Below are 24,358 nucleotides of genomic sequence, written 5' to 3' on the forward strand. Positions count from 1 at the left end.
AATAATCAGATTCGTCAACTGAATTTTCCTGCTCGGGAGAAATGCAACATGAAACGAGTCCTCATTGTTGATGACAGCGGGAATCACAGGAATCAATTGACGATTATCCTGAAAAAACATGGCTACGAGCTGATTGAAGCAGAAAATGGTGAACAAGCAATCGAAATTGCGCCTAAAATGCACGTCGATTTCATTCTGCTGGACGTGATCATGCCTGTTATAGATGGCTACCAGACCTGCGAGATACGTAAATACCAGGAACCAACCCAGGCCGTGCTTATCAATTTCCTTTCAGCCAAGAATGAAATATCTCATCGAACGTTTGGATAAATACTTTACCACCGTTTATGACCTGCTCAATACCAGGACTGGTGACCTGCGTTATGCGAACTCGGCACATCCAACACCTAGTCTTGATCCTTAAATCCGGCAATCTCGATCAACTCGAAGCCGGAGGGTCCCAGGCTACCGGTATGGGCAACATCGTTCCATTCGAGCCGGGAGAGACTGTGCCTGAACCCGATAACATGCTCTACCTCTATACCGATGGAATTATAGAATATGCATTCCAGTCATATTCTTGTCAGCAATTCCGCTTATACGGTAAAACGCGAACCTTAACCTCAAGGAGCAGCTATGCAAACAACGCGGAAACAGCCCTTACCGGCCGGTAAAAAATCGGTCACCGACGTTGCTGCCTTCAGAGAAAAAATATTGTATTACCTTAAGTTCACCTGCGGTAAATCACAACAGGAAGCGTCCAGCAAGGATCTCGCCCATGCCCTCTCGCTGGCAATTCGCGAAGATCTCATCAACGGTATGATCGATACCAGCGATCGATACCACCAGAAAAAAGCCAAACGGTTATACTATCTCTCCATGGAATTCCTGGTAGGCCGTTCACTCGGTAACAACCTGTTCAACCTTGAGGTATTCGACCTTGCCGAGAACGCCCTGAAGCAGATGGGGGTTGATCTCGAAGAAATCCGGGAACATGAAACGGACGCTGCCCTCGGCAATGGTGGCCTGGGCAGACTTGCAGCCTGTTTTCTCGACTCACTGGCCACAATGGACATGCCCGGTTACGGCTATGGCCTCAATTATGAGTTCGGACTTTTCAGGCAGGAAATAGCAAACGGCTACCAGCGCGAAAAACCTGGCAGGTGGGATGGGGAAAACAGCCCGTGGCTGATTACCAGATCCAGCGAGTTCTGTATGATACCGGTCTACGGCAAAATCGATCATAGTCTCCACACCGGAGAAGACTACAACCCGATGTGGCTCGATTGGCAATTGATAGTCGGTGTCCCCCACGACATGCCTATCGTCGGCTACGGTGGGAAAACCATAAACTACCTGCGACTCTTCTCCGCCAGAGCCTCAGATGAATTTGATATCCGGATCTTCAACGACGGGGACTACTTCCAGGCCGTCAGTCAGAAAATATCCAGTGAAACCGTCTCTAAAGTGCTCTACCCATCTGATTCGGTTATTCAGGGCAAGGAGTCGAGACTGGTACAGGAGTTTTTTCTGGTCGCCTGCTCTGTGCAGGATATCATCAGAAAGTTCCAGAAAGACCACAGGGATTTCAAAAAGCTACCAGAAAAGGTCGCCCTCCACATGAATGATACCCACCCTGCGCTGGCTGTGGCTGAGTTGATGCGTGTGCTGATTGACGAGCACTCCCTTGAATGGGAGACAGCTTGGGATATCACCCGAAAGACCTGTGCCTACACCAACCACACCCTGCTGCCCGAAGCTTTGGAGAAGTGGCCGGTATCGCTCTTTGAGCGGGTCCTCCCCAGGCATCTGCAGATAATTTATGAGATCAATCACCGCTTTCTTGAAGAAGTTAAGGTGAATTTTCCCCACGACGAAAATATCCCAACCCGCATGTCACTTATCGAAGAACAAAGTGGCAAGCAGGTAAACATGGCGCATCTGGCCATAGTTGGTAGCCATTCTATTAACGGTGTCGCCGCCCTGCATAGCAATCTGGTTAGAACCTCGCTGTTTCCTGATTTTGCGACAATGTGGCCCGATCGCTTCAACAACAAGACCAACGGTGTTACCCAGCGCCGCTGGCTGCTTAAAGCCAATCCGGCACTGTCGAACCTCATCACCGAAACCATTGGGGACGAATGGATTACCAACCTCAATGTTCTGAAACGTCTCGCCGATTTCGCAACTGACCCAAAATTTCAAAAGAAATTTATGGAGGTCAAGTCTGAGAACAAGAAGCAACTTGCCAAGATTATTCAGGACAAAGCCAGAGTCAAGGTCAAGCCTGAATCACTTTTTGATATCCAGATAAAGAGAATCCATGAGTATAAAAGGCAATTACTCAACGTCCTCTGCATTATCCACTCTTATCTCAACATCATAGAAGATAAGGCACCCCTAGAGGTACCGCGCACCCATATTTTTGCAGGCAAGGCTGCGCCCGGCTATGCCATGGCGAAGCTGATTATTAAGTTGATTAATAGTGTCGGCCAGGTAGTCAATAACGATAAGCGGGCGCAAAAATATCTTAAAGTTGTGATGCTGCCTGATTATTGTGTATCCCTTGCCGAGAAAATCATTCCGGCAGCGGATCTCAGTGAGCAAATCTCTATTGCCGGTATGGAAGCTTCCGGGACTGGCAACATGAAACTCACCCTGAATGGCGCTCTCACCATTGGCACCCTGGACGGTGCGAATATCGAAATCATGGAAGAAGTTGGCCGGGACAACATTTTTATTTTCGGCCTTGAGGTCGAAGACATAGAAAAAATGCGTAGTGAAAACAGCTACAATCCGTGGGACTACTATGCAAACAATCCGAATATCAGGCGGGTAATGGACGCATTGAGCAGTGATATGTTCAGCCAGGAGAGGCCAGGCCTGTTCAATGACATCTACAACTCGATTATGTATGGCGGTGACTTCTATTGCCACTTGGCCGACCTTCAAAGTTATATATTCACCCAGCAACAGGTGAGTGAACTCTACGCAAAGCCACAGCAATGGGCTGAAAAAGCCATTCTGAATGTGGCCAGGGTTGGTAAATTCTCATCAGATCGAACAGTTGAGGAATATGCCAGAGAAATCTGGAATCTCAAATCTATAACAAAATAGGCTATTACCATCTCAGGCAAGAGAGTACAGGAGGCGGCTTTTCCCGCTTCCTGTAATTTTCAATTTCTGGTTACCATATAAACTCAGCAAAAACTCGCCAAGAGTTAGGCTGCGGGCATATAGGCTGTGTACGCGGCTTGCAACCTCGAAAGCCGGCACATATTTCGTAATTCGCCACTTCTTTGCCTCTCCCCCAAAAACCTGCTCAAGAGATGGGAACTCATCGCTGTCGATCCTGCGAATTCAGTCACCAATCGTGCATGGTCGCTGTATTCCCGTACAAGTGATACCTCGTTCAAATTTCTCCATCAGTCCAGGCAGAGACTCTTCTTTAATACCACTGGTCATAATCTGATTGAGAATAGCCCCAATCCGTTTGATTTCTTCATCGCCTGACATGGAGCTTTGAACACGAATTACCAGACAGCCCCGGAACATGTACTGTTCTAAGCCTTTCACAAGATGAGGTTTTTTTAATACTCAGAAGAAAATTATAGTATTGGAACTACGGCTGGAGTCTTATGGAAAGGAACCACACTCATATAATATGCGTGTACTATCTTATACCAACGGCCCAGAGAGATATGTGAAAATCGCGAAACGTCCCTCAGGCTGGTGTGAGCAAGAGGATAGGAAAGATGCCTGAACAACAGCATCACTATTTAACGCCTGCTCTTATTTTTTTATGGTATTTCCTGCAAATTAAGCACGTTCACTTTTCCCAGATTGTCGCCAGCACGGCTACAATAATGAGGGCGGCACCCATATAACCAACAATTGAGAAGTACTCACCAAAGAAGATGAAGGCGGTCACTGCAGCGACTACAGGTTCCAAAGTGGCAACGATAGATGCCCTGCCCGCCTCCAGATAGCGAATGCCCTGGTAATAAAAAATATTTGCAATAAAGGTTGAAACAACAGCAAGACCAACCAGAGCCAACCATGCCTCAGTCGTCTTCGGGACAAATTCAACAAAAGGCAAAATCCCCATGGCTCCAATCGGCAGAAGATACATGAACAGATTGGCAGATGTATACTTACCAGAAAAGTGCTTACCGATGGTATAGTACAGCGAGTAGCAAAAGCCGGAAGCAAGACCAGAGATTAAGGCAACAAAACCGATAGAAACCGAACCTCCCCCGGTGCCGCCAGACTTGGAGATCAAAAATACTCCAGAGATTACCAGTGCCACAGCTGTAAGTTTGATCGTAGTCAGCTTTTCACGATAAAAGAAGTATGAACAGATCACTACCCAGGCTGGGGCTGTATAGAGCAACACCGATGCAAGCGCGACACCGCCCGTCTTAACCGCATACTGGTAAGAAATATAGAATAGTGAAATACCCAACAGGGCGAATATTGAAAGTAGCGGCAGATCTTTAGGGTCTATACGCATCTGCCGTAAGCAGAGAGCCTGAAAAGTAAAGCAGCCCCAGGCAATAACAGCGCGCCAAAAAGCCACTTCCATTGGCTGGATGCCCTGGGAAAACGCCAAACCCGAAAAAACACCAATCAGCCCCCAGCAAATGGCAGCTGCAATAATAAAAAAATATCCCGTAATCATCGCCACATCTTTACCACACAACGGACGGTCAGCAAGAAAAATCTTTCCTCTGCCTTTTTCAGGTTCTTTTCTCCCTTATTTAAATAACCAAGATGATTTTGTTACTAATTTTTAGTATCGATCAAAAACCGCAATCAAAGAAACCTTGTTTCCTCACCCTGCCTGAATTGAAAGCTTTTTCGGCCAATGTGCTTTCTGTAACATCCTGATTGTACGTCAGCAACAATCCGCCTGAAAATTTTCAGACCATTTCCCAACACTAGCACACGCATATTTTTTCATATTGAATCAGCACATTACAGAAATGTAATACTACTCAATTCATCTCTCATCACCCTTTTTTACCGTGTTTTACGTTTCACAAAACCGCAATACTCGAGCACGTTTCTTACATGTTAACGTGAACATTTTTATTGACCTTAACAAAGTCTTAAGGTAACAATGGGCTAATGTTCACGTGAACATTTTGAAACAACAGCCGCTTCCTACTTTCGGCCAGAAAAATAAACCTTGGTTTCAAAAATGCTCACAGATAAGAAGTAGTACCATTTAACCAAATTGAAGGACACTACAGTGAAAGGAATAATTACAGCAGGTTTCACATTTTGGGATGCTAATGGCGTACTTGATGCTGAGGCAACAAAGGCATACTGCGATTTTCAGGTAAAAGCCGGAGTAGACGGCCTTTTCATCATTGGCTCAACTGGTGAATTCGCGACTATGGATGTTGCAACCAGAAAACAGGCTGCCGAAATGTACAAGAAAGCGCTCGATAGTCGCCTGCCTCTTATAATACACACCGGTGCTCTCCTGCCTGAAGAGGCTTTTGAACTCACGGAGCACGCTGCTGCTCTCGGTGCTGATGCCGTTGCAGCAGTTCCCCCATTTTATTACCCATACGATCGGGATGCGCTTTTTGCATACTTCTCTCAGCTTGCGGTAAAAGCCGGTGACACTCCGGTTTATCTTTACAACTTCCCTGCTGCCGCAAAGAACGATCTGCCACCTGTGCTGGTTAAGCGCCTCATGGACGCCCACAGCAACATAGTCGGCGTAAAAGATACCTCTCAGGACTACACCAGATACGTTGACTACACTGACATTCTCGGCAAAAACGCTACGGTATTCATGGGTTCTGACGCCATGCTCCTTGCCGCTCTGGTAATGGGCGGAGCCGGTTGCGTTACTGCAACCGCGGCCTGCTTCCCTGAGGTAATGGTTGACATCAAGAAAGAGTATGAAGCAGGCAACCTCGAACGTGCCCGCGAACTCCAGTTGCTGGCAAGCCGGTTACGCCTGCTTTTCGGAAAAGCGCCCGGATTGCCGATCCGTAAAGCTGGTCTTGTAATGCGAGGTTTCAATTCTCCTCTCGTACACTTCCCTATGAGGCAGCTCAAGGGAAGCGAATTCGAACAGTTTGCCATCGCAGTCAGGGCTCTTGAGAAGGAATTTTCATACACTCTTACTGCCCCAATCAACGAGTAATCTACAGAAAAAACTGTCAATTGATCTTCATGGTGGCCCCACCCCCTTTGTTTTACATTCCCCCCTGGGTCACCATGAAGATTATTGTTGAGATAAACCCTGTTATTACCCGGAGTAAACACAATGGATTTTATATATAAAGACCCTAAATACCGCAGTGCCGCTGTCGTCAATGGTATCACCATGGGTGGTCCCAGAGCTCACCTTAAAGGCATGGGCGCAGATACTGACGATTTGGGCAAACCTTTCATTGGCATCGTAAATTCGTTCAATGAGATGCACCCCGGCCACATCCACTTCCGCCGTCTCGTAGACAGAATTCGAGACGGTGTCCACCAGGCCGGGGGCATCCCATTCGAATTTGGCTGTTTAGCCCTTTGTGATAGCTTTTCCCAGGGCAACGAAGGGATGTGTTATGTACTGCCAAGCCGTGAACATATCGCTGACTCCATAGAAATCACCGCCGAGGCTCAGCGACTTGACGGGCTTGTATTTGTTGCCGGTTGCGATAAAATCGTACCTGCAATGCTGATGGCCATGATGCGGCTGAACTTGCCAAGTGTTATGGTAACCGGTGGCCCAATGCTGCCTGGCCGTCACGACGGACGCCTCTGTGCTACCTACGAGTTGAAGGAAGCGGCGGGACGTCTGAAAAAAGGCGAAATCGACAAAGATGAGTTTCTGCTGAGGGAGGACCGTCTCTCTCCCGGTCCTGGCTCCTGTGCAATGATGGGCACCGCGAACTCCATGTCTGTTGCAGCGGAAGCCCTTGGCGTCACCCTGCCTGGCACCGCCACCGTTCATGCGGTAATGGGCCAGAAGCTCCGGGACGCAAAAACAAGCGGAAAGCTTGTTGTCAAACTGGTCGAAGAAGATACCAAACCCCTCGATTTCGTTACCAAGGAATCATTCGATAACTGTCTCAAAACCCTTCTTGCAGTTGGCGGGTCTACCAACCTGACCTTGCACATGCCTGCCATCGCCCATGAGGCCGGGATGAACCTGACTCTCGAAGAGATTGACAGAATCAGTAGCGAAACACCATACCTCGCCAAAGTCAAACCTTCAGGCTCACATACCCTGTTGGATCTCGACGATGCCGGAGGTATTCAGGCGGTGATGAAAGAGTTGGGAAGCAAACTCAATACCGGGGTCAAAGATGTTCTGGGCCAGACCCTGGCAGAGAGATTTGCCAAAGCAATCAACAGCAACAGTGAAGTAATTCGTTCTATTGATCGCGCGTACTCCCCACAAGGCAGCCTGGCAGTACTGAAAGGCAACCTGGCACCACTGGGTAGTGTTGTGAAGCAAAGCGGTGTAGCCGAGTCCATGATGGTGCACTCTGGCCCGGCCCGCTGTTTTACTTCAGAAGAGGAAACCATCGAAGCAATTCTATCAGGTCAGATCACCCCCGGCGATGTTATCGTTATCCGCTACGAGGGTCCGAAAGGCGGCCCTGGCATGCGCGAAATGCTTACCGCTACCGGTGCCCTGGTCGGCGTCGGCCTGAGTGATTCTGTCGCTCTTGTTACCGATGGTCGCTTTTCCGGAGCAACACGCGGCCCATGCATTGGACACATTTCACCAGAAGCTGCCGCAGATGGCCCCATTGCAGCAATTGTCGATGGTGACATGATTCACATAGATATTCCCAAACGCACCCTTAATGTTGACCTGACTCCTGAGCAGATTGAAGAACGTCTCAAGGCTTGTGTGGCTCCACCACTCAAGGTCCAAAATGCGGAAAAAGGTGTGTTGGGCAGATACGCCCGTAATGTAGGTTCTGCTCATCTTGGAGCTATCCTGCGCTAGAAGCCATTTCGAGGTAACTATTTTATTTCATTTTTTTTTGATGATTAGAGAAAATGGTTATTCTTCTAAAAACTCATTGTGTAAAGCTATTACAATCCAAAGAGGACAAAATGAAATTGAGTAAAAATCTTTTTTCCGCCCTCCTTGCAGTACTCCTGGTGGCCGTGTTCAGTACCGCTCACGCCTACCCTAAGCGCACCATCACCATGGTGGTTCCATTTGGCGCTGGCGGCGGCACTGACACTCTCGCCCGTGGTTTCGCCGAGCTCCTGAGCCAGGAACTCGACCAGACCATTATGATCAGAAACACCTCCGGTGCTTCCGGCACTGTTGGCACTGCCCAGGTTGCAAATGCCAGAAAAGACGGTTACACCATCGGCCTTATCCCGATCGGCCCGATGGCTACCCAGCCGCACTTGAACAAGCTTCCATACGGACTTGATTCCTGGGAGTACATCGCCAATATTTACCTCACCCCGCTGGTATTCCTGGTAGATGAAAAGGCACCTTGGAACTCCATCGCTGATATCGCCGAAGATGGTAAGAGCAACCCGAACAAGTATGTATACGGTTCCTCCGGACCAGGCACCACTCCACATATTGCCCAGGTTGCGACCATGCAGGCACTCGGGATTGAAGCTCGTCACATCCCTGACAGCGGTACCGGGCCAGCTATGAAATCTCTTGCTGGTGGCGTTATCCATTTTTTCAGCGACACCCCACCACTGCTTGAGCGTTACGCAGTAAAAGGCCTCGGTGTCTACTCTGACGAACGCCTTCAGGCGTATCCTGAACTCCCTACCATGAAAGAGCAGGGCGTTGATCTGAAGTTCCACGTCTGGGGTGGTCTCGTTGCTCCGAAGGGAACTCCGCAGGAAGTTGTCGATGTACTCGCAGCAGCTACCAAGAAAGTCAGCGAGAGCGCTGAGTTCCAGAAGTTCATGGACAATCTCAAAACAGATATCCGCTACATGGACTCCCAGGAGTTCAAGGCATTCGTCGAGAGCGAATCCGAGGTAATTGGCGGTATCCTCGAGTCTGCTGGCCTGAAGAAATAAAATTATGCCAGGCTGAGATCCTACGATGCATAACCCGGCCGCAAGCCGGGTTATGCATGTCAGCTGGGCATATATGAGGTGACAGATGAAACAACATAAACAAACTGCACTCGGGGTAGTTCTTCTTGTAATGGGAAGTTTCCTGCTCTGGCACACATATGATGCGCAGTATGCACTTGGACAGATAGATATTAAATACGGGATGATGTTTTACCCGAGGATTCTACTGGTCGGCTGGTGCCTGTTGTCCATCGGACTTATCGTCGAGGGTATCCTGCAAAGTCCTAAGAGAGAAAGCGATGAAGTCTTCAATACAAAAACTGTACTCGCTTTTGGCGGCTTAACAGCCGCAGGCATACTTATGCTGGATTACGCCGGTTTCGTTCTGACAGCGATCCCGTTCTTTTTGCTCACAAGTCTGCTCCTTGGATGGCGCAAACCTGTGTCACTCATGATAACAGGAATTCTTTTCCCGCTGGGAACCTGGTATGTGTTTGAAGGAATCATGCGCCTGCCACTTCCCCGCTCAATCTGGTTTACTTGGATCTAAGCATGGACTTCTCATTTATACAACAAGCTGCTGTAGAGGCTTTGAGCTGGCAAAATATGGCCGCTGTGCTCATGGGGTTGATGTGGGGAGTCGTGGTGGGCGCGCTGCCCGGTCTCGGCTCGGTACTGGCTATTACAATGCTGTTACCATTTACCTTCGCCATGGACCAGATCCCTGCGATCAGCATGCTACTCGCCACCTATGCGGGCTCCGTTTACGGTGGTTCCCTTTCAGCAATCATTATTAACACTCCAGGTACACCGCAATCCGCTGCTACCTGCCTTGACGGATATCCGATGGCTCGTCAGGGCAAAGCCGATCTCGCACTCGGCTGGGTCACCATGGCTTCGGTTATTGGCGGTCTTATTGCCTGTGTAATTCTTATTCTGGCAACGCCACAACTGGCAGCTTTTGCGATACGTTTTGGCCCAATTGAAACTTTTGCCCTGATCACTCTAGGACTTGCCTGCGTATCGAGTATTTCCCGAGGAAGCATGATCAAGGGTATGTTCGCTGCTATTCTCGGTCTTATGATTGCCACAGTCGGCCCGGACCCAATCGTTCCTGGCAGCAGATTCACCTTTGGGTTTTTCCAGATCGCCGGCGGCTTCGACCTTATTCCGATTGTTGTCGGTATCTTTGCCCTCTCCGAAGTATTCAACAGAATATACAAAATGGGCAAAGCTGGTGGTGGCGGCGTCGTCATGAACAAAGGCCTCCGCTATCCGAAATGGGCAGACATTAAAATTCGGCTGGGACTGATTGTGAAATCGGCCCTCATGGGGACCGGTATCGGAATTCTTCCCGGTACAGGGGCTGCAACCGCTGCATTTTTAAGTTATGCAGAAGCAAAGCGAAGCTCTCCCCGTAAAGAGAACATGGGGAAAGGTGAGCCTGATGGAATCGTAGCCGCTGAGTCATCAAACAACGCCGTGACCGGTGGTGCGCTTATACCGAGTCTTGCGCTTGGTATTCCAGGTGATGCAGTTACCGCAGTAATGCTGGCAACCCTTACTATTAAGGGAATCACTCCCGGTGTTCGGTTAATGGCCGAAAACCCGGTAACAGTATACTGTGCATTCATCGCCCTCATTATGGCAAATCTCATGCTGCCGCTCGCAGGTTGGGCGAGTGCGAAAGGCTTCTCCAGACTGTTACGAACTCCTGAAGCTCTCTTGCTCGCATGTGTTTCGCTGTTCTGCATTGTCGGTACCTATACCGTGAACTCAATGGTGATTGACCTCTGGGTAATGCTCGGAGCCGGCATTCTCGGATTTTTCATGAGAATCTTCGGTATTCCTGTTGCTGCCCTGGTCATCGGCCTTGTTCTCGGACCACAATTCGAGCTCAGTCTCCGACAGGGGTTGATCGTAACCAACGACAACTTCGCTACATTCTTCAGTTTCAATCATCCGATCGCCTTGTTCTTTTTTGGCCTCACAGCTCTCATGCTGTTCTGGCCGCTGATCAGAAAAGTACGAGAACAGAGAACAGCTTCAGACGCTTAATCGCCTGGAAGAATAACATCCCCCAGGCGGTCTGTCCCCACCATATAAACAGACCACCTATCTTCCAGCTCTCTGAGATCAAAAATAAAAAAGCCACCAATCAGAAATTTCTGATTGGTGGCTTTTTTATTTTCAAGACAGATCTGCGTTGAGAAACACTCATTGTCAGGTTCTAGCCCGAATTTCTCATCAAGAAAGTTTTTCGCAGATCAAGACACTAGCCGTGGAGCTGTAATAAGTTACCGCCCATGGCCTGTAACGAAGGCTCTGCGACTCTCTTGACCCACAGGGTGACCTTTTTTGACTTGAAACGAAAAGCACTCTGATTTTTAAACGATTCAAGCGATTCAGTGTTGCCAACCATTTGAGCTTCAATTTTAAAAGGTCATGGGAAAGGTGGGTTAATCAGGCACTCCCGCCATCTATGATGGTAAAACCCACATCCTCATGCACAGCTACAGGTTTACGGCCAATCTGGGTCATCAGTAACTCGGCGGCACGTTTTCCCATATAGCCAAATCGTGCTTCTACCGTAGTGAGTTTCGGATAAATTGCCTTGGCGATTTCAAGTCCACCAAAACCACTGACACCGATATCATCACCAAATATCAATCCCCTGGATTGGATTTCCATCATGGCGCCAACTGCGAGTATATCGCTGGCTGCGTAAATGATATCGACCTTGTCGCCTTTAGCCAGTGCCTGCTCGGCGAGCGCCCTTCCTACTGCATAGCTTGTTCTTTCCTGTCCACCGGAAATGAGTACAGGTTCGCCTACCCCCATCTCTTTTACAGCTTTCTGCATCCCTTCCAGACGCATCCGCGCCCGGAGATCATGTTCCAGCCTGGTTCCGGCAAAGGCAAACTTTCTGTAACCTTTTTTGATAAGATGACAGGCGAGCTCATAGCCCGCCTGTCTATGATCGCAATCTACTGCGATATTGATAGGCTTATCCTGCTGACCGATGACCTGAGCCACAGGAATATTAGCACTCGTCAGCCATTCCCTTGCCTGTTCCGACAAGCTCGCTCCGGCGAGGATCATACCGGCTGGGGACCAGCCGAGAAAGGTATGAATCAGCTTGTCCTCCTGATCCTGGCTGTAAAATGTACTCCCCAGAAGTACCTGATAACCGTTTGCGCCAAGTGTATCAGTAATTTCGTGAATAAGATCGCTGAAAACAGCATTGCCAAGTTGCGGCATTATCACCGGCACAATTGGCGTATACGATGAAACCAGTGCACCGGCTATGATATTCGGTTGATAATCAAGCGCACGCATCGCGGCATGTACCCGTTCCGTAAGTGTATTAGACACTTTATTGGGGCTCCGGATGACCCTTGATACAGTGGTATGGCTTACACCAGCCTTCTTCGCCACATCTAGAATAGTGGCACGATTTAACTTTGTTGTCACAATCTCAACTCAAGTTGAATAATACGATCTCTAGTTTTGAATTACCTTGCTCTGCAACCTGATCACAGCTCCCGGCCAGCACCAAAGAGCACATTGTGCGTCTTTTGTCGTATGGGGTTTACTCTGATTTATGCAGAAAATCAACTTATCGGAAATATAGGACATTTTACAGGCTCGAAAAACTTGCCCCTGTAGGAGAGACTTAACCTCTGCAACCGCCGGTGGAACGATGTGCACCCATACAACTGCTTTCATCAGGTATTGATGAACTCTTTTTTTCACCGCGCTCAATCTGGCGAATGATGGATGATGCCAGATAGCCTGCACCAAAGCCATTGTCGATGTTTACGACACCTATACCGCTGGCACAACTGTTCAACATGGCAAGCAACGACGCCAACCCATCAAAATGGGCACCATAGCCGATTGAGGTTGGCACGGCGATAACAGGACAATCGACAAGACCGCCAACCACACTTGGCAAGGCCCCTTCCATTCCGGCCACCGCAATTATTACACTTGCCTCATCAAGCAAGGTTCGTCTGGCAAGTAGACGGTGTATACCGGCTACTCCCACGTCATACAGGCGAATTACCTGGCAACCGAGAACTTCCGCTGTGAGCGCAGCCTCTTCGGCAACGGGCACATCAGAGGTGCCGCCTGTGGCAATCAGCAATTTTGACTTTGACTTTTGATAAGGTTGCTGTCTGTAGATGAGTACTCTGGCTGATTCACTGTAAATTACATCATCATGAAGAGAGGCTGTCGCCTCATACATTTCACTGGTTACCCTGGTTGCGAGAACATTTACGCCTTTTGACAAAAGCACTTTTACAATAGCCTCGAACTGTTCAATCGTTTTCCCCTGGCCATAAATCACCTCAGGATAGCCCGTACGTAAATGCCGATGATGATCTATGTTGGCGAACCCAAGATCTTCGTAAGGAAGATGTTTAAGTTCCCCCATAGCGGCATCAATCTCTATAGTGCCGTTCTGAACTTTTTTAAGAATATCCTGAATTGTTTTTTCGTACATATCGTGGGTAATTCCCCTCTTTTTCACCGACAAACCTTTGCCAGATATATCAAACCTGAGAAGTGTAAGGGTGGCGTAATCATACTCGTCAACCAGGAAGCTCGGAAAAAACTTTTCTAACCTGGAACGTCCCGTTACCGGAAAACAAAATCTCCCCAGAGTGTAATCATTATCTTAGGGAAATGGGCTGTTTTTTTCATATATTACCCCGATCCTTGTTGTTGCAAACGAAAAAATCCCGACAGAAGCGATATTCTTCTGCCGGGATTAAAAACTCTAGTGAAATCATTTGAATCAACCGCCGCCAATCGCAGGCATGAACGTTACCCTGTCACCATCAGCTAACTCCTGCTCAAAGGTGCTACTTCGCCTATTCACATATATACCTTCAACTTCATGATCCTTAATTTCAATCAGCGCCAGTAGCGATTGAATATTAGCCGGCTCCTCCAATGAAAGAGTCTTCTCATGAAACCGATTGTTCTGCAGAATGGAAATCAGACAAACGTCAACTTGTATCACAGCTACCTCCTGTGTACCGATAAAGACCCGATTACTTCATAAAACAAGGTAATTGCTTCAATAGTATTGAGCGCATTATGCATTACTCAAAAGGAGCAGCTCAATCTGCATTAAATTGCGACTCTTATTGAGAGGAATTCTTTTACTCATTTGCCCGAAGTAAGAAATAATACAACCGAATACTCCAACTGAACAGAATGACAATATACTCAATTGATCTGCTATATGGCAATAGATTATCGCCAGGATTATTCTATATTTTTATCAATTTAATATCGTGGGAACCGTGTCGTTAAAGGGATTCGAGATGATTTGAAAACAAGAAGAAAATCGGGATAAGTTAAAACACTTTCAGCCGACCCGTCAAGAACAGACGGACCGGCTGAAAGAAGAGAGGTGTAAGCGTAATACTATCTCTACTTATGCAGACTCGTAGAGCTTGGTCATGATGAACTCACGATGACCCAGAGCCTCGGCAGCGGTCAGACGACCGTTTGCGGTGCGAACCATCATGTCGAGAAGCTTGTCGCCGGCCTCGTCCATGTTCATCTCGCGGCGAACAATGCCGGATACGTCCACATCAAAGTGCTCTTCCATGGTTCTGAGGGTACGTGGGTTGGAGCACAGCTTGATTACAGGAATCAGCGGGTTACCAATGATGTTACCCTGACCGGTAGGGAAGAAGTGTACTACGAAACCGGAAGCAGCACAGAGGGTTACCATCTCTGCTGCTGCAGAAGAGGAATCCTGGAACCAGAGACCTGGGCCGGTAGGAGCTTCTGCTTTGTCGAGACAACCAACTACTGGAGCCTTGGTACCGATCTTCTGGATGTTACCGAGCGCCTTCTCCTCGATGGTGGTGAGACCACCCTCGATGTTACCCTTGGTAGGCTGAGAGTCGGACAGATCGGAGGTCTTGTTGTCATCGACCACCTTCTGGTACTTGTCGAACATTGCCATGAAGTCTGCACGTACTTCGTCGTTTATACAACGTGCAGCTACCAGGTGCTCGCCACCGGTAAGCTCAGTGGTTTCACCGAAGAGAAGAGTGTTGCCCATCTCGTACAGTTTATCGTAAGCGTTACCAACGGTTGGGTTGGTTGCGATACCGGAGGTGGTATCGGACTCACCACATTTGGTGGATATCCAGAGCTCACTGATGTCACACTCTTCACGCTGAATCTCAGAAGCTGCCTGGAGGAAGTTCTTCGCTTCACGGGAAGCTGCACAAATGGTATTCAGGTCGCCGTTCTTCTCAATTGCAAAACCTGCAACCGGTTTACCGGTCTTGGCAATACCATCTACCACCAGATTCGTCCACTCTGGCTCGATACCGATAACGATTACAGCAGCAACGTTCGGGTTGGAACCTGCACCGATCAGGGTACGGAAATGAAGCTCGAGATCTTTACCGAACTGAAGACGACCGTATGCATGAGGAATTGCAAGGGTGCCCTTTACATTGTTTTCTACTGCTTTTGATGCTGCGTTGGAGAGATCATCCAAAGGGAGGATGATTACGTGGTTACGAACACCAACACGACCATTTTCACGACGATATCCTAAAAATTTAGTTTCCATTTTCTACCACCTCTTGGTTTTAACGTTGTGAACGTGTGTGTGCTCGCCTTTCTTGATTGGAGCTACAACCTTGCCGATATCGGTGTTGTACTTGATTACGGTATCGCCTACTTCCATATCTTTCATAGCGACTTTGTGTCCGATCGGAATATCGCTCAGAATCTTAATGGTGACGGTCTCATCTTCCTTCATGACCCAACCAGTGATCTCCTGGCCAGCCTTCAGACCCTCAACAACTACGACACCTACCACGTCAGCGGCTTCGTGTACTAAAAAATCGATAGCCATGTTAGTCTCCTACAATGGTTTATTTACGAATCGTCTGTTGCGGCTATACCAGCCACAACAATTTCAACCATAATCGGTTTCGATTCACCTCAAGAAAAGTGCTGTCTGGAATAGAATATTCTCAGGATCAGCGATAATTTCATCATCGGCTCAAACATCTGCCGAATGATTCTATTGTGATGCTATCAGTAAGATCTTGACCTGTGTGTGTGATAGCCAATCGGCCTGCCACAGCTCACTGATCGTAGAAGTAGAGAGTATTGGCATCCAGTATTACCCCCACTTTCGGAGTACCTGGAAAACCATCCACCCACTCCTGTATTACCCCGGTCGGAGCAGCAGCGCGTAAATGACACTTCTGCAATATGGCCGGATCTAACTCACTGGTAATCGCTACATCAAACTGATTCAATGTACGCCCGAACACATATGCCGTATGAGCGCCCATGTTTCTTCCCTGCATTTTGAAAGCGGCAAGAATTTCTTCGGGAGTAGTATCCTGGGAGACATAATCAAAAAAGATATCATCTCCAATTCCCTGGGAGGACTTAGCTAACAACAGGATATTACCGCCCTCTTTTACTGCTCTTGACGCCAGGTTTAAGCCTTTCTGGGCCTGGCAGAGACAAATATCGCGCGGATACCCTCCGCAACTTGCAATAACGATATCGAACTTGTCTTTTATGCCGACCCCATAGACTTCCGCACAAACCTTGGCGCCAGCCTTAAGTGTCTTATCCGGTTCTCCGGCAAGAACAGTTACCACCTCACGCTCCGGCGAGAGAATAAAGTTGACAGCTAAGTCAATCCCTACCATCTCCCCTGCTTCTGCGAGATCTTCATGCACCGGGTTTCCATCAAGCACACCTACGTTGACCTGCTCATCAAACATCAGGCTATGATTGTGTGCCCTGGTTGCCTCGCCTCCACAGCCGATCACAGCGCCTTTTGCAGCTCCGGTAAATCCGACAAACTGGTGGGGATCGATCTGTCCGACCACGATCTTATAATCCGCAGATGCAAATAACGCGTTGATATGAACCGGAGTTCCCCGTTTAGTGTAACCGTAGCTCACTATCGGGCTGCTTGTTGCGTCATGGGTAATAACCCTGCAACCACATGCCATCTCGACCGAGATCAATTGTTCAGGAGTTTCACTTCCCTGAAGCGGTTGAACTCCGCCTATTACTATGATCACCTGTTCTGGGTTAAGATCAGGTGCTTTTGCAAACAACCATTTCAGCAATTGAGGCAGCACCGTCTTTAAAGGCAACGGTCTCGCCTCGTCAGGTACTGCGATTGCTACGGTTCGACTTTTTTCAAGGCCACTGAAAAATTCTGCATCACCCTTTTCTGGCTCAAGAAGAGCGTGTTTCAGTGAATCTGTTACAGATTGAACCGGCGCTATTTTTTTTGGCTCTAAAACGTGTATCTCTGCAGTATCCGGAATCCGTACTTCTACGAACCCCTCACCGTACTTCAATTCAAGCTTCATCGATCACCTCTTGCGTCATGCGTAATACATAAAGCAAACAGCGGGCCACTTTACAAAAAAACCACATTCACCTGTTTTTACGTCATATTTCAAAAAACACATACATTGCCGACACGATTCCCCTGCCCAATACCTGGCACCTCGCCCAATTATGGGCGCCGGATTTTCGGCACCCCACATTGTAGCATTCGAGTTTTCCATAGAGAACTGGTTACTTACGCCTGCCAACTTCCTGGATCTGCGCCCGTGCCCGAAGGTCGGATTGCACATAAAAATCGTGTCAGTCTCGGTCAGCACCCATTTCCTGAAACTCAGTTTTCTATTTTTATTTGCTTTTTCGAAATCTTATCTTGTTGCGTCTTCAACGATCTGCCACTGAAAAAGCCCCCTCCCATATTTCATGGGAGGGGGCTTTTTCAGTTATCTTCTAAAAAGGTGCTACTAAATGAAATTTGGATCATTTATCTTAACCAGAGACAAGCCACCCTGTACGTTAAAGGTATTCTCTATGCCTTTAGACCTCAGGACTATCTGCCCTTCGTATGAACGGGTACCGGTATCACAAACAATGAATACTTTCTTGTCCTGCGGAACTTCACCAAAGCGCATGCCCAATTCGGACTGTGGAATGTGCAGCCAACGCTCACCATATTTTTCAAGGTATGGTTCAGCCTGAACAGCATCACGTACATCAAGGATCATTGAATCCGGGTTACCGTTCCATTCTTCAAGGAACTGAACAGGTTCGGTTACAATGTTACGACCATCGAGAATATTGTCGAGAACGTTACCAACATTATTCACAACATCCATAGCAGATGCGTACGGAGGCGCGTAACCACCCTCGATCTTAGAAATATCATCGACATCTACACCAAAGCGAAGAACTGAAGCAACAGCATCAACGCGGGCCTTCACAGCGTCACCCATGGCACCAACACACTCGATACCGAGTACCTGGCGGGAGTTACGATCTGCGATCAATGCTGCGTACATCGCCTTGGATGTCGGGTAGAAGTGAGCTCTGTCAGCCTGAGTAATTAAAGACATGGCAGGATTGAAACCAGCAGCCTTTGCCTGGTTGAAGGTGAGGCCTGATGTGGCAACACCCATATCGAATACTTTGATGCAGAACGTTCCTACAGTACCTCTGAACAAGGCATGACCGCCGTTAATGTTATCGGCGATAACCCGGCCTTGACGATTCGCAAGAGACCCGAGGGGCATCATCTGGTTATTACCGCTCAACAGGTTACGTACCTCGACGCAGTCGCCGCCTGCATAGATGTTTGGATCGTTGGTTCTGAGGCGCCTGTCGACAATCAGGCCGCCAAACTGGCCAATAGCCAGACCAGCTTCAGAAGCAAACTGGGTATTGGGCCGAATGCCGGTTGAGAGAACGACCATGTCGCATTCAATCTCTTCGTTGCCAAGCACAACAACTGTGGTACCGTTTTCCTTGTTCTCCTTGATCTCTGTAACCCGCTCGGAAACTAATACACGTACGCCGTGCTCCTCCATCTGTTTCTGGACAACCGCAGCCATATTCCTGCCAAGAGCAGCAGGCAGAACCTGATCAGCCATCTCCACCAGGGTAGTCTCAATTCCCCAAAGGTCGGTCATGGCCTCAGCCATTTCGATACCAATTGCACCAGCACCGATAACTACAGCTTTACCGACCTGGCCTTTGGTCATACGACCCTTGATCTCTTCAGCGTGGTGCAGGTTTGAAACGATGTTTACGGTTGGCAGATCGATACCGGGGATTGGCGGCTTGATTGGTGTTGCACCGGTCGCAATTACCAGTTTGTCGTAATCCAGTACCTTTTCTACACCAGTGTCAAGATTCTTCACTGTGAGTTTCTTGCCGCGACGGTCAATCTCAGTTGCCTCTACACGGGTTAGGACATCAACACCCTTAACTGCTTTGAAAAAATGAGCGTCACGAATTGTGTGTGACTGAGTAGACTGTAGCCCCTCGATATCGTTTACGTCACCACCAATATAATAAGGGATACCACAACCACCATACGAAATATGGCTGTCCCTGTCGATTACGGTAATTTTCACATCCGGATTAATACGTCTGAGACGGCATGCGACTTTAGGACCAAGAGCTACGGCTCCAATAATAATTACATGTTTATCCACTTCTTACATCCTCAACAAATAATTGAAAAATAGCATCCGCCCTCCCACTTCGGGCATGCGGATACAAAACAGTCACCCTCCTGTTAAGCAAGGACGAGATATCTTATTCCCGTAAACAGACGGTGCTGTGTTACGGAATAATACAATTTTCTTTTATTTTTAATATAGCCTGAGAAGAGTACTGCTTTTGAATTCTACGATTTGCAGAAAGGTTGAATACTATAGAGATGCTTTCAAAATCAACGTGAGTATAAATCACCAACTAATCTTTATTCTTTATAGAGCCGAGCCGACTACTTATATACTAGACATAAAAAAAATTAACAATAAAAACCCGTCAACCAAGGAGATATTGAGTTTGTTTTTAGAAAGCTTGTTCCAAAAAAGAATACATGACTATGCCCACAGCAACAATCAAACACTCATAGCTCTGATTTTATTATATATAATCCTGTCAACGAAATCCGCAAGCCAGTCTGTGAAATTCAACTACCAAGGTTATATTCGTTATTTCGATTAGTTACTAAAACACTCAATAAAATATAACTTCCTAAACAGTAAGTGTTATTTTACACACTTACGTTTTACTTCATTTCGGTAATATATTGCTATTTACGTTTAGTATCATTTCCTTACCCGATTGGCCATTGACCAGTCGAATTTTCATTATTTATTTTTATTGTGAAGAAACTTCAGAAACCTGTGTATCCAAATAAATAAACCTAACAAAAAGCCTGTGCGGCATTCCGCACAGGCTTTTTAAAATAACAGCATAACTCTTGTCTGACTCGATTTGCAGCTACTGATTTTAAATCAGACCATAGCCGAGGAATCTAGGCAGCCAGGTACTGAGTGCCGGCACGAAGAGCAGCAGCAGTACGCAAAGAGTAATCGCGATAATATATGGAAATACATTGATCGAAAGTCTTTCCAAAGAAACGCCGGATAGTTTCGATGCCACGAATAGATTTACACCGAGCGGCGGCGTCAGGAAGGCAATTTCGTTGGTTACAACAAAGATTACACCGAAGTGGATCGGATCGATTCCCAGTGAGACAACCACCGGAAGCAGAATCGGTGTAAGGATAATGATAGTTGAAAGTGTCTCCATGAACATTCCCAGAACATAGAAAACGCCGACCAGGAGCAGCATGACCACGAATTTATTTTCTGAAATGGAAGTGATGAGACTTGCCAACTTGACCGGAACCTGCTCGAGAGTCAATAACTGACCGAACATGGTGGAGGTACCTACGATTACAAGCACAGTACCACCGATCATTACACCATCAACGAGTGCGGTCATAATTTTCGGACCACTCAGTTCACGGTAAATGAGGCCGCCAACCAAAAGACCCCAGAAAACTGCCACTACGGAAGCCTCTACCGGGGTAAAGATGCCGGAATAGATACCACCAAGAATAACCAGGGGTGTTGCCAGAGACCATTTTGCATCCCAGCACTCTTTTCCAAACACTTTCCACTCGAAGGTACCAGCTTCACCTTTGAAACCCTTTTTACGGGCGATATACCAGGCGACGAGACACTGGGAGACGCCGATGATCAAACCAGGGATCATACCGGCCATAAACATGCCGGTTACAGAAACGTTGGCGATAACCGCGTAAATGATCATCGGGTTACTGGGTGGAATGAGAATTCCCAGCGAACCGCCTGAAGATGATACAGCGCCAGCGTATTCTTTACTATAACCCTGCTTGATCATAGCAGGAATCAACAGTGAGCCAACCGCGGCAACAGTACCGGGCCCGGAACCGGAAATAGCGGAAAAGAACATGCAGGCGAGAATAGTCGCGATACCAAGTCCGCCATACAAATTCGCAGCAGGACGCTTCACCACATTAATAATGTGACGGGTGATACCACCATGCTCCATCAGTGAGCCAGCCACGATAAAACATGGAATCGCCAATAGCGGGAAATTATCGACACCACTGTACAGAGTCTGTGGAATCATTGATAATGGAAAACCGGAAACCATCAGCGAGCCAAAAGTGGCAATTGCCAATGACATGAAAATCGGCATTCCCAAAACAAGGCTGGCAATAAGAGTCACCAGCAAAAGCGTAAGTGTATTCATGATCAGTGTCCTCCCAGCTGCACTACTTCATGCAGGGCTTTGCGTTTAATGAGCTTGATATAGTTCTCAACTATACGCCAGCTCATCAGGAGAAAACCAAAAGGAATGATCATGTAGATGTAGGCTGCAACCCATTCAAGAGTTGGAGTTCTTTCAACAAATTGAAAGGAATTCTGTACCATCTGAATGCCCAACCAGGCAAAGATCATGTTGAACACAAGCCAGCAAACATCAACGAGAATCCACATTACCAACCGAACTTGCTTCGGCATGATAAGATACAAAGCGGTAACCCTTACATGCTGCATACGTTTCGCAGCAAGAGCGATACCGACATAAATCGTCCAAATAAAACAGATACGGCTCAACTCTTCACTCCATGAGAGTGAAGTATGAAACACATAGCGAAGAAACACCTGAACTCCAAGGCAGAGTATCAAGGTTGCCATCAGGCTCGCCGAAAAATACTCTTCAAAGTTGTCATACAGATGTTTGACAAATCCTTTCATTACGCCCCCTAAACACCATCGTAAATCTAATTGTCAGCAAGGCCCGCTACGTTAAGCGGCGGGCCTTTTGATACTGCGACTTAGTTGTTCATGATAGAGAGTGCCTGGTCGACATACTCTTTACCACCAACTTTGTCATAAAACTGAGGCCAGATGGATTTAGCCTTTTCGATCCAAAGCTCTTCATCTTCAAGCTTTGCGAATTCCATTCCCATCTCCTGGCATTTTGCCAGTGCGCCAGCTTCTTTGTCAGCAACCCACTGCCACTGATACTCAGCCGCATCCTGTGCAGCTTTTTTCACGAGTTCCTGCTTGTCGGCGGGAAGTTTCTTGTACCAAACCTCGCTCACGATGATTGGACCAGTCCAGAGCATGTAGTGAAGGTCAGTGATATACTTCTGAACTTCCCAGAATTTCTGGTCGACATTTACGAGGTGCGGGTTGTCCTGGCCGTCGATAACGCCCTGCTGCAAGCCGTTGAATACCTCAGTCCAAGCCATTGGGTGTCCTTCAATACCCCATGATTTGTAGGCCGCAAGCATGGTCTGAACTTTAGGTACACGTACCTTTACACCCTGGAGATCTTCGATCTTGGTGATAGACTGCTTGGAGTTGGTAAGTACGCGGTAACCGCCTACAAGCCATGCCATTGGACGAACGTTACCTTCTTTGGCGATATCATCAGCCATTTCATCCATGAAGTCTGAACGAAACAGGGTGTATGCATCTTCGATATCAGGGAAGATGTATGGCAGGGTCAGAAGACCTACCTTCGGGCTAAAAGGGGAAACATTACCAGAGGCCATAACCGCAACCTGAAGAAGGCCGGAACCAACCTGTTTAACGTTCTCCTGCTCGGAACCCATCTGACCACCAAGGTACAGTTGAACAGTCATCTCTCCATTTGACCGCTCTTCAATGAGTTCCTTGAATTTTTCCAGTCCTGCCGCGTGCAGGCTACCTGGGGGATTTGCTGTTGCTGCACGAATAACGGTTTTTGCCATTACCGCACTGCTGGACATAAGTAACGATACTACAAGCACTGCTATAAAACGCTTCATTCTGATTCCCTCCTTAGAAACCGCAACCCTGACCGGGGTTGCGGCTCATTTGACAGTTTCAGTCGCTCTATGAACTGCTATGCGACCCAAACATTTCGGCTGTTTGGATACTACGTTACAACGTGAAATGTTTGATTAGATTGCCTTGTACACTGCGTTACAGTCTTCCTTACCATGACCTTCGGCAGAAGCCTTCTTAAGCATCTCAAGAGAAGCTTCCATTGCTTTCAGATTGAGATCCCAGGCACGTGCCATCTCGCAACCGAGACGAACATCTTTGAGGGCCAGATCAAGACCAAAACGGTTTTCGAAGTCCCCTTCAGCAATCCATGGACCACGAACATCCATCTGGAAGCTTCTTGCACCGGTATCCTGCAACAGCTCGATAAGCAATTTTTTATCGATGCCGGCTTTCTCTCCAGCGCGAACACCTTCTGCTAAGACAACGAGGTTGGACATACCGACCATGTTGCTGATCAATTTGATCGCACAGCTCGCTTCCACACCACCCATGTAGTATGCAGGAGCACCGATGATCGGCCACAGATCCTCAAGCTTTTCGAATAACTCCTTATCACCTCCAATGAACATTGGTTCTTCAGCTTTTTCAGTGTGGGCAGGGGTTTTGCCAAGAGTACACTGCAAGAAGCCGATGTTTTTCTCTTTCGCAGCATCTCTCAATTGAACAGAGGACTGCGGATCGATGGTGCTGAGTTCGATGTGAATAGCGCCTTCTTTCATCTTGGCGAGGAGACCGTCCTCACCAAGCATTACGCCTTGAACATGCTGAGGCAGCGGCAAACTGGTAAATACGATGTCACAATCTGCGAGATCCTCAACGGACTTGGCAGCTTTTCCGGTAGTTCCTGCTGCAATAGTTCTGTTGATAGCTTCTTCACTCAGGTCAAAAACCAGAACTTCCTTTCCTGCGCGGATAAGGTTACGGCAAAGTGGTCCACCCATGAGGCCTGCGCCAATGAATCCGATAGACATAGGTATTCTCCTATTTATGCTTTGGTATTGATTGGCGGCACACAGATTCAGCATACCGCCGTGTGATATACATACTCAATGATGGGAAACCGGCTGATACCGGTTTCCCGA

Annotated in this window: 20 protein-coding genes; 8 read left to right on the forward strand and 12 right to left on the reverse strand. The window is 47.7% G+C overall.

Annotated features, from left to right (window positions below):
• Positions 1-48: 48 nt before the first annotated feature.
• Genes FCL45_RS16870 through FCL45_RS16880 form a run of 3 tightly spaced genes read left to right on the forward strand, consistent with a single transcriptional unit; the run spans position 49 to position 3,117 of the window.
• Complete coding sequence (locus FCL45_RS16870; RefSeq protein WP_136799792.1) at positions 49-330, forward strand: response regulator; 282 nt, start codon at positions 49-51, stop codon at positions 328-330.
• A 53-nt stretch (positions 331-383) separates the two neighbouring features.
• Positions 384-674, forward strand: coding sequence for a SpoIIE family protein phosphatase (locus FCL45_RS16875; protein WP_167495922.1), 291 nt, complete (start codon positions 384-386; stop codon positions 672-674).
• A complete protein-coding gene (locus tag FCL45_RS16880) occupies positions 637-3,117 on the forward strand; it encodes a glycogen/starch/alpha-glucan phosphorylase (protein ID WP_136799790.1) in 2,481 nt (826 codons plus the stop codon). The genes FCL45_RS16875 and FCL45_RS16880 overlap by 38 nt, the downstream gene beginning before the upstream one ends.
• A 712-nt stretch (positions 3,118-3,829) precedes the next feature.
• Here FCL45_RS16880 and FCL45_RS16885 read toward each other — a convergent pair.
• On the reverse strand, positions 3,830-4,681 hold the full coding sequence (locus tag FCL45_RS16885) for a DMT family transporter (protein ID WP_136799789.1): 852 nt from the start codon (positions 4,679-4,681) through the stop codon (positions 3,830-3,832).
• Positions 4,682-5,254: 573 nt separating this feature from the next.
• On the opposite strand from FCL45_RS16885, the gene FCL45_RS16890 reads away from it, so the two are divergent.
• The 5 genes from FCL45_RS16890 (at position 5,255) to FCL45_RS16910 (ending at position 11,094) form a co-directional block, all read left to right on the forward strand.
• Positions 5,255-6,166 carry a dihydrodipicolinate synthase family protein gene (locus FCL45_RS16890; protein WP_167495921.1) on the forward strand — a complete coding sequence of 304 codons (912 nt, stop codon included), beginning with the start codon at positions 5,255-5,257 and terminating at the stop codon, positions 6,164-6,166.
• 123 nt (positions 6,167-6,289) lie between these two features.
• Positions 6,290-7,978, forward strand: a complete 1,689-nt coding sequence (gene ilvD, locus FCL45_RS16895; RefSeq protein ID WP_136799787.1) for a dihydroxy-acid dehydratase — start codon at positions 6,290-6,292, stop codon at positions 7,976-7,978.
• A 110-nt stretch (positions 7,979-8,088) separates the two neighbouring features.
• Positions 8,089-9,036: a Bug family tripartite tricarboxylate transporter substrate binding protein gene (locus tag FCL45_RS16900; protein ID WP_167495920.1), complete on the forward strand. Its 948-nt coding sequence runs from the start codon at positions 8,089-8,091 to the stop codon at positions 9,034-9,036.
• Between the two features lie 85 nt (positions 9,037-9,121).
• Positions 9,122-9,586, forward strand: a complete 465-nt coding sequence (locus tag FCL45_RS16905) for a tripartite tricarboxylate transporter TctB family protein (RefSeq protein WP_136799785.1) — start codon at positions 9,122-9,124, stop codon at positions 9,584-9,586.
• A gap of 2 nt (positions 9,587-9,588) precedes the next feature.
• The gene (locus tag FCL45_RS16910) at positions 9,589-11,094 is read left to right on the forward strand and encodes a tripartite tricarboxylate transporter permease (protein ID WP_176360057.1); all 1,506 of its coding nucleotides are present in this window, start codon (positions 9,589-9,591) and stop codon (positions 11,092-11,094) included.
• Positions 11,095-11,499: 405 nt separating this feature from the next.
• On the opposite strand, the gene FCL45_RS16915 is transcribed toward FCL45_RS16910, so the two are convergent.
• The 11 genes from FCL45_RS16915 to FCL45_RS16965 form a co-directional block, all read right to left on the reverse strand.
• The gene (locus tag FCL45_RS16915) at positions 11,500-12,510 is read right to left on the reverse strand and encodes a LacI family DNA-binding transcriptional regulator (protein ID WP_136799784.1); all 1,011 of its coding nucleotides are present in this window, start codon (positions 12,508-12,510) and stop codon (positions 11,500-11,502) included.
• A 202-nt stretch (positions 12,511-12,712) separates the two neighbouring features.
• Complete coding sequence (gene larB, locus FCL45_RS16920; RefSeq protein ID WP_136799783.1) at positions 12,713-13,546, reverse strand: nickel pincer cofactor biosynthesis protein LarB; 834 nt, start codon at positions 13,544-13,546, stop codon at positions 12,713-12,715.
• Between the two features lie 294 nt (positions 13,547-13,840).
• Positions 13,841-14,068, reverse strand: a complete 228-nt coding sequence (locus FCL45_RS16925; RefSeq protein WP_167495919.1) for a MoaD/ThiS family protein — start codon at positions 14,066-14,068, stop codon at positions 13,841-13,843.
• Positions 14,069-14,488: 420 nt separating this feature from the next.
• A complete protein-coding gene (locus tag FCL45_RS16930) occupies positions 14,489-15,649 on the reverse strand; it encodes a UxaA family hydrolase (protein ID WP_176360058.1) in 1,161 nt (386 codons plus the stop codon).
• Positions 15,650-15,652: 3 nt separating this feature from the next.
• Entirely contained in the window at positions 15,653-15,937 is a 285-nt protein-coding gene (locus tag FCL45_RS16935; protein WP_136799649.1) for a UxaA family hydrolase, read from the reverse strand.
• Positions 15,938-16,172: 235 nt separating this feature from the next.
• Positions 16,173-17,432: a nickel-dependent malate racemase, LarAH5 family gene (gene larAH5 / locus FCL45_RS16940; RefSeq protein ID WP_136799935.1), complete on the reverse strand. Its 1,260-nt coding sequence runs from the start codon at positions 17,430-17,432 to the stop codon at positions 16,173-16,175.
• 441 nt (positions 17,433-17,873) lie between these two features.
• On the reverse strand, positions 17,874-19,583 hold the full coding sequence (locus tag FCL45_RS16945) for an FAD-dependent oxidoreductase (protein ID WP_136799936.1): 1,710 nt from the start codon (positions 19,581-19,583) through the stop codon (positions 17,874-17,876).
• Between the two features lie 808 nt (positions 19,584-20,391).
• A complete protein-coding gene (locus tag FCL45_RS16950; RefSeq protein WP_136799937.1) occupies positions 20,392-21,684 on the reverse strand; it encodes a TRAP transporter large permease in 1,293 nt (430 codons plus the stop codon).
• Between the two features lie 2 nt (positions 21,685-21,686).
• Positions 21,687-22,193, reverse strand: a complete 507-nt coding sequence (locus tag FCL45_RS16955; RefSeq protein ID WP_136799938.1) for a TRAP transporter small permease — start codon at positions 22,191-22,193, stop codon at positions 21,687-21,689.
• Positions 22,194-22,273: 80 nt separating this feature from the next.
• Positions 22,274-23,254, reverse strand: coding sequence for a TRAP transporter substrate-binding protein (locus tag FCL45_RS16960; RefSeq protein ID WP_136799939.1), 981 nt, complete (start codon positions 23,252-23,254; stop codon positions 22,274-22,276).
• 135 nt (positions 23,255-23,389) lie between these two features.
• Positions 23,390-24,247 (reverse strand): NAD(P)-dependent oxidoreductase, encoded by an 858-nt coding sequence (locus tag FCL45_RS16965; protein WP_136799940.1) that lies wholly within the window; start codon positions 24,245-24,247, stop codon positions 23,390-23,392.
• Positions 24,248-24,358 lie beyond the last annotated feature (111 nt).

Source organism: Desulfosediminicola ganghwensis (assembly GCF_005116675.2).
GTDB classification, from domain to species: Bacteria; Desulfobacterota; Desulfobulbia; order Desulfobulbales; family Desulfocapsaceae; genus Desulfopila; species Desulfopila ganghwensis.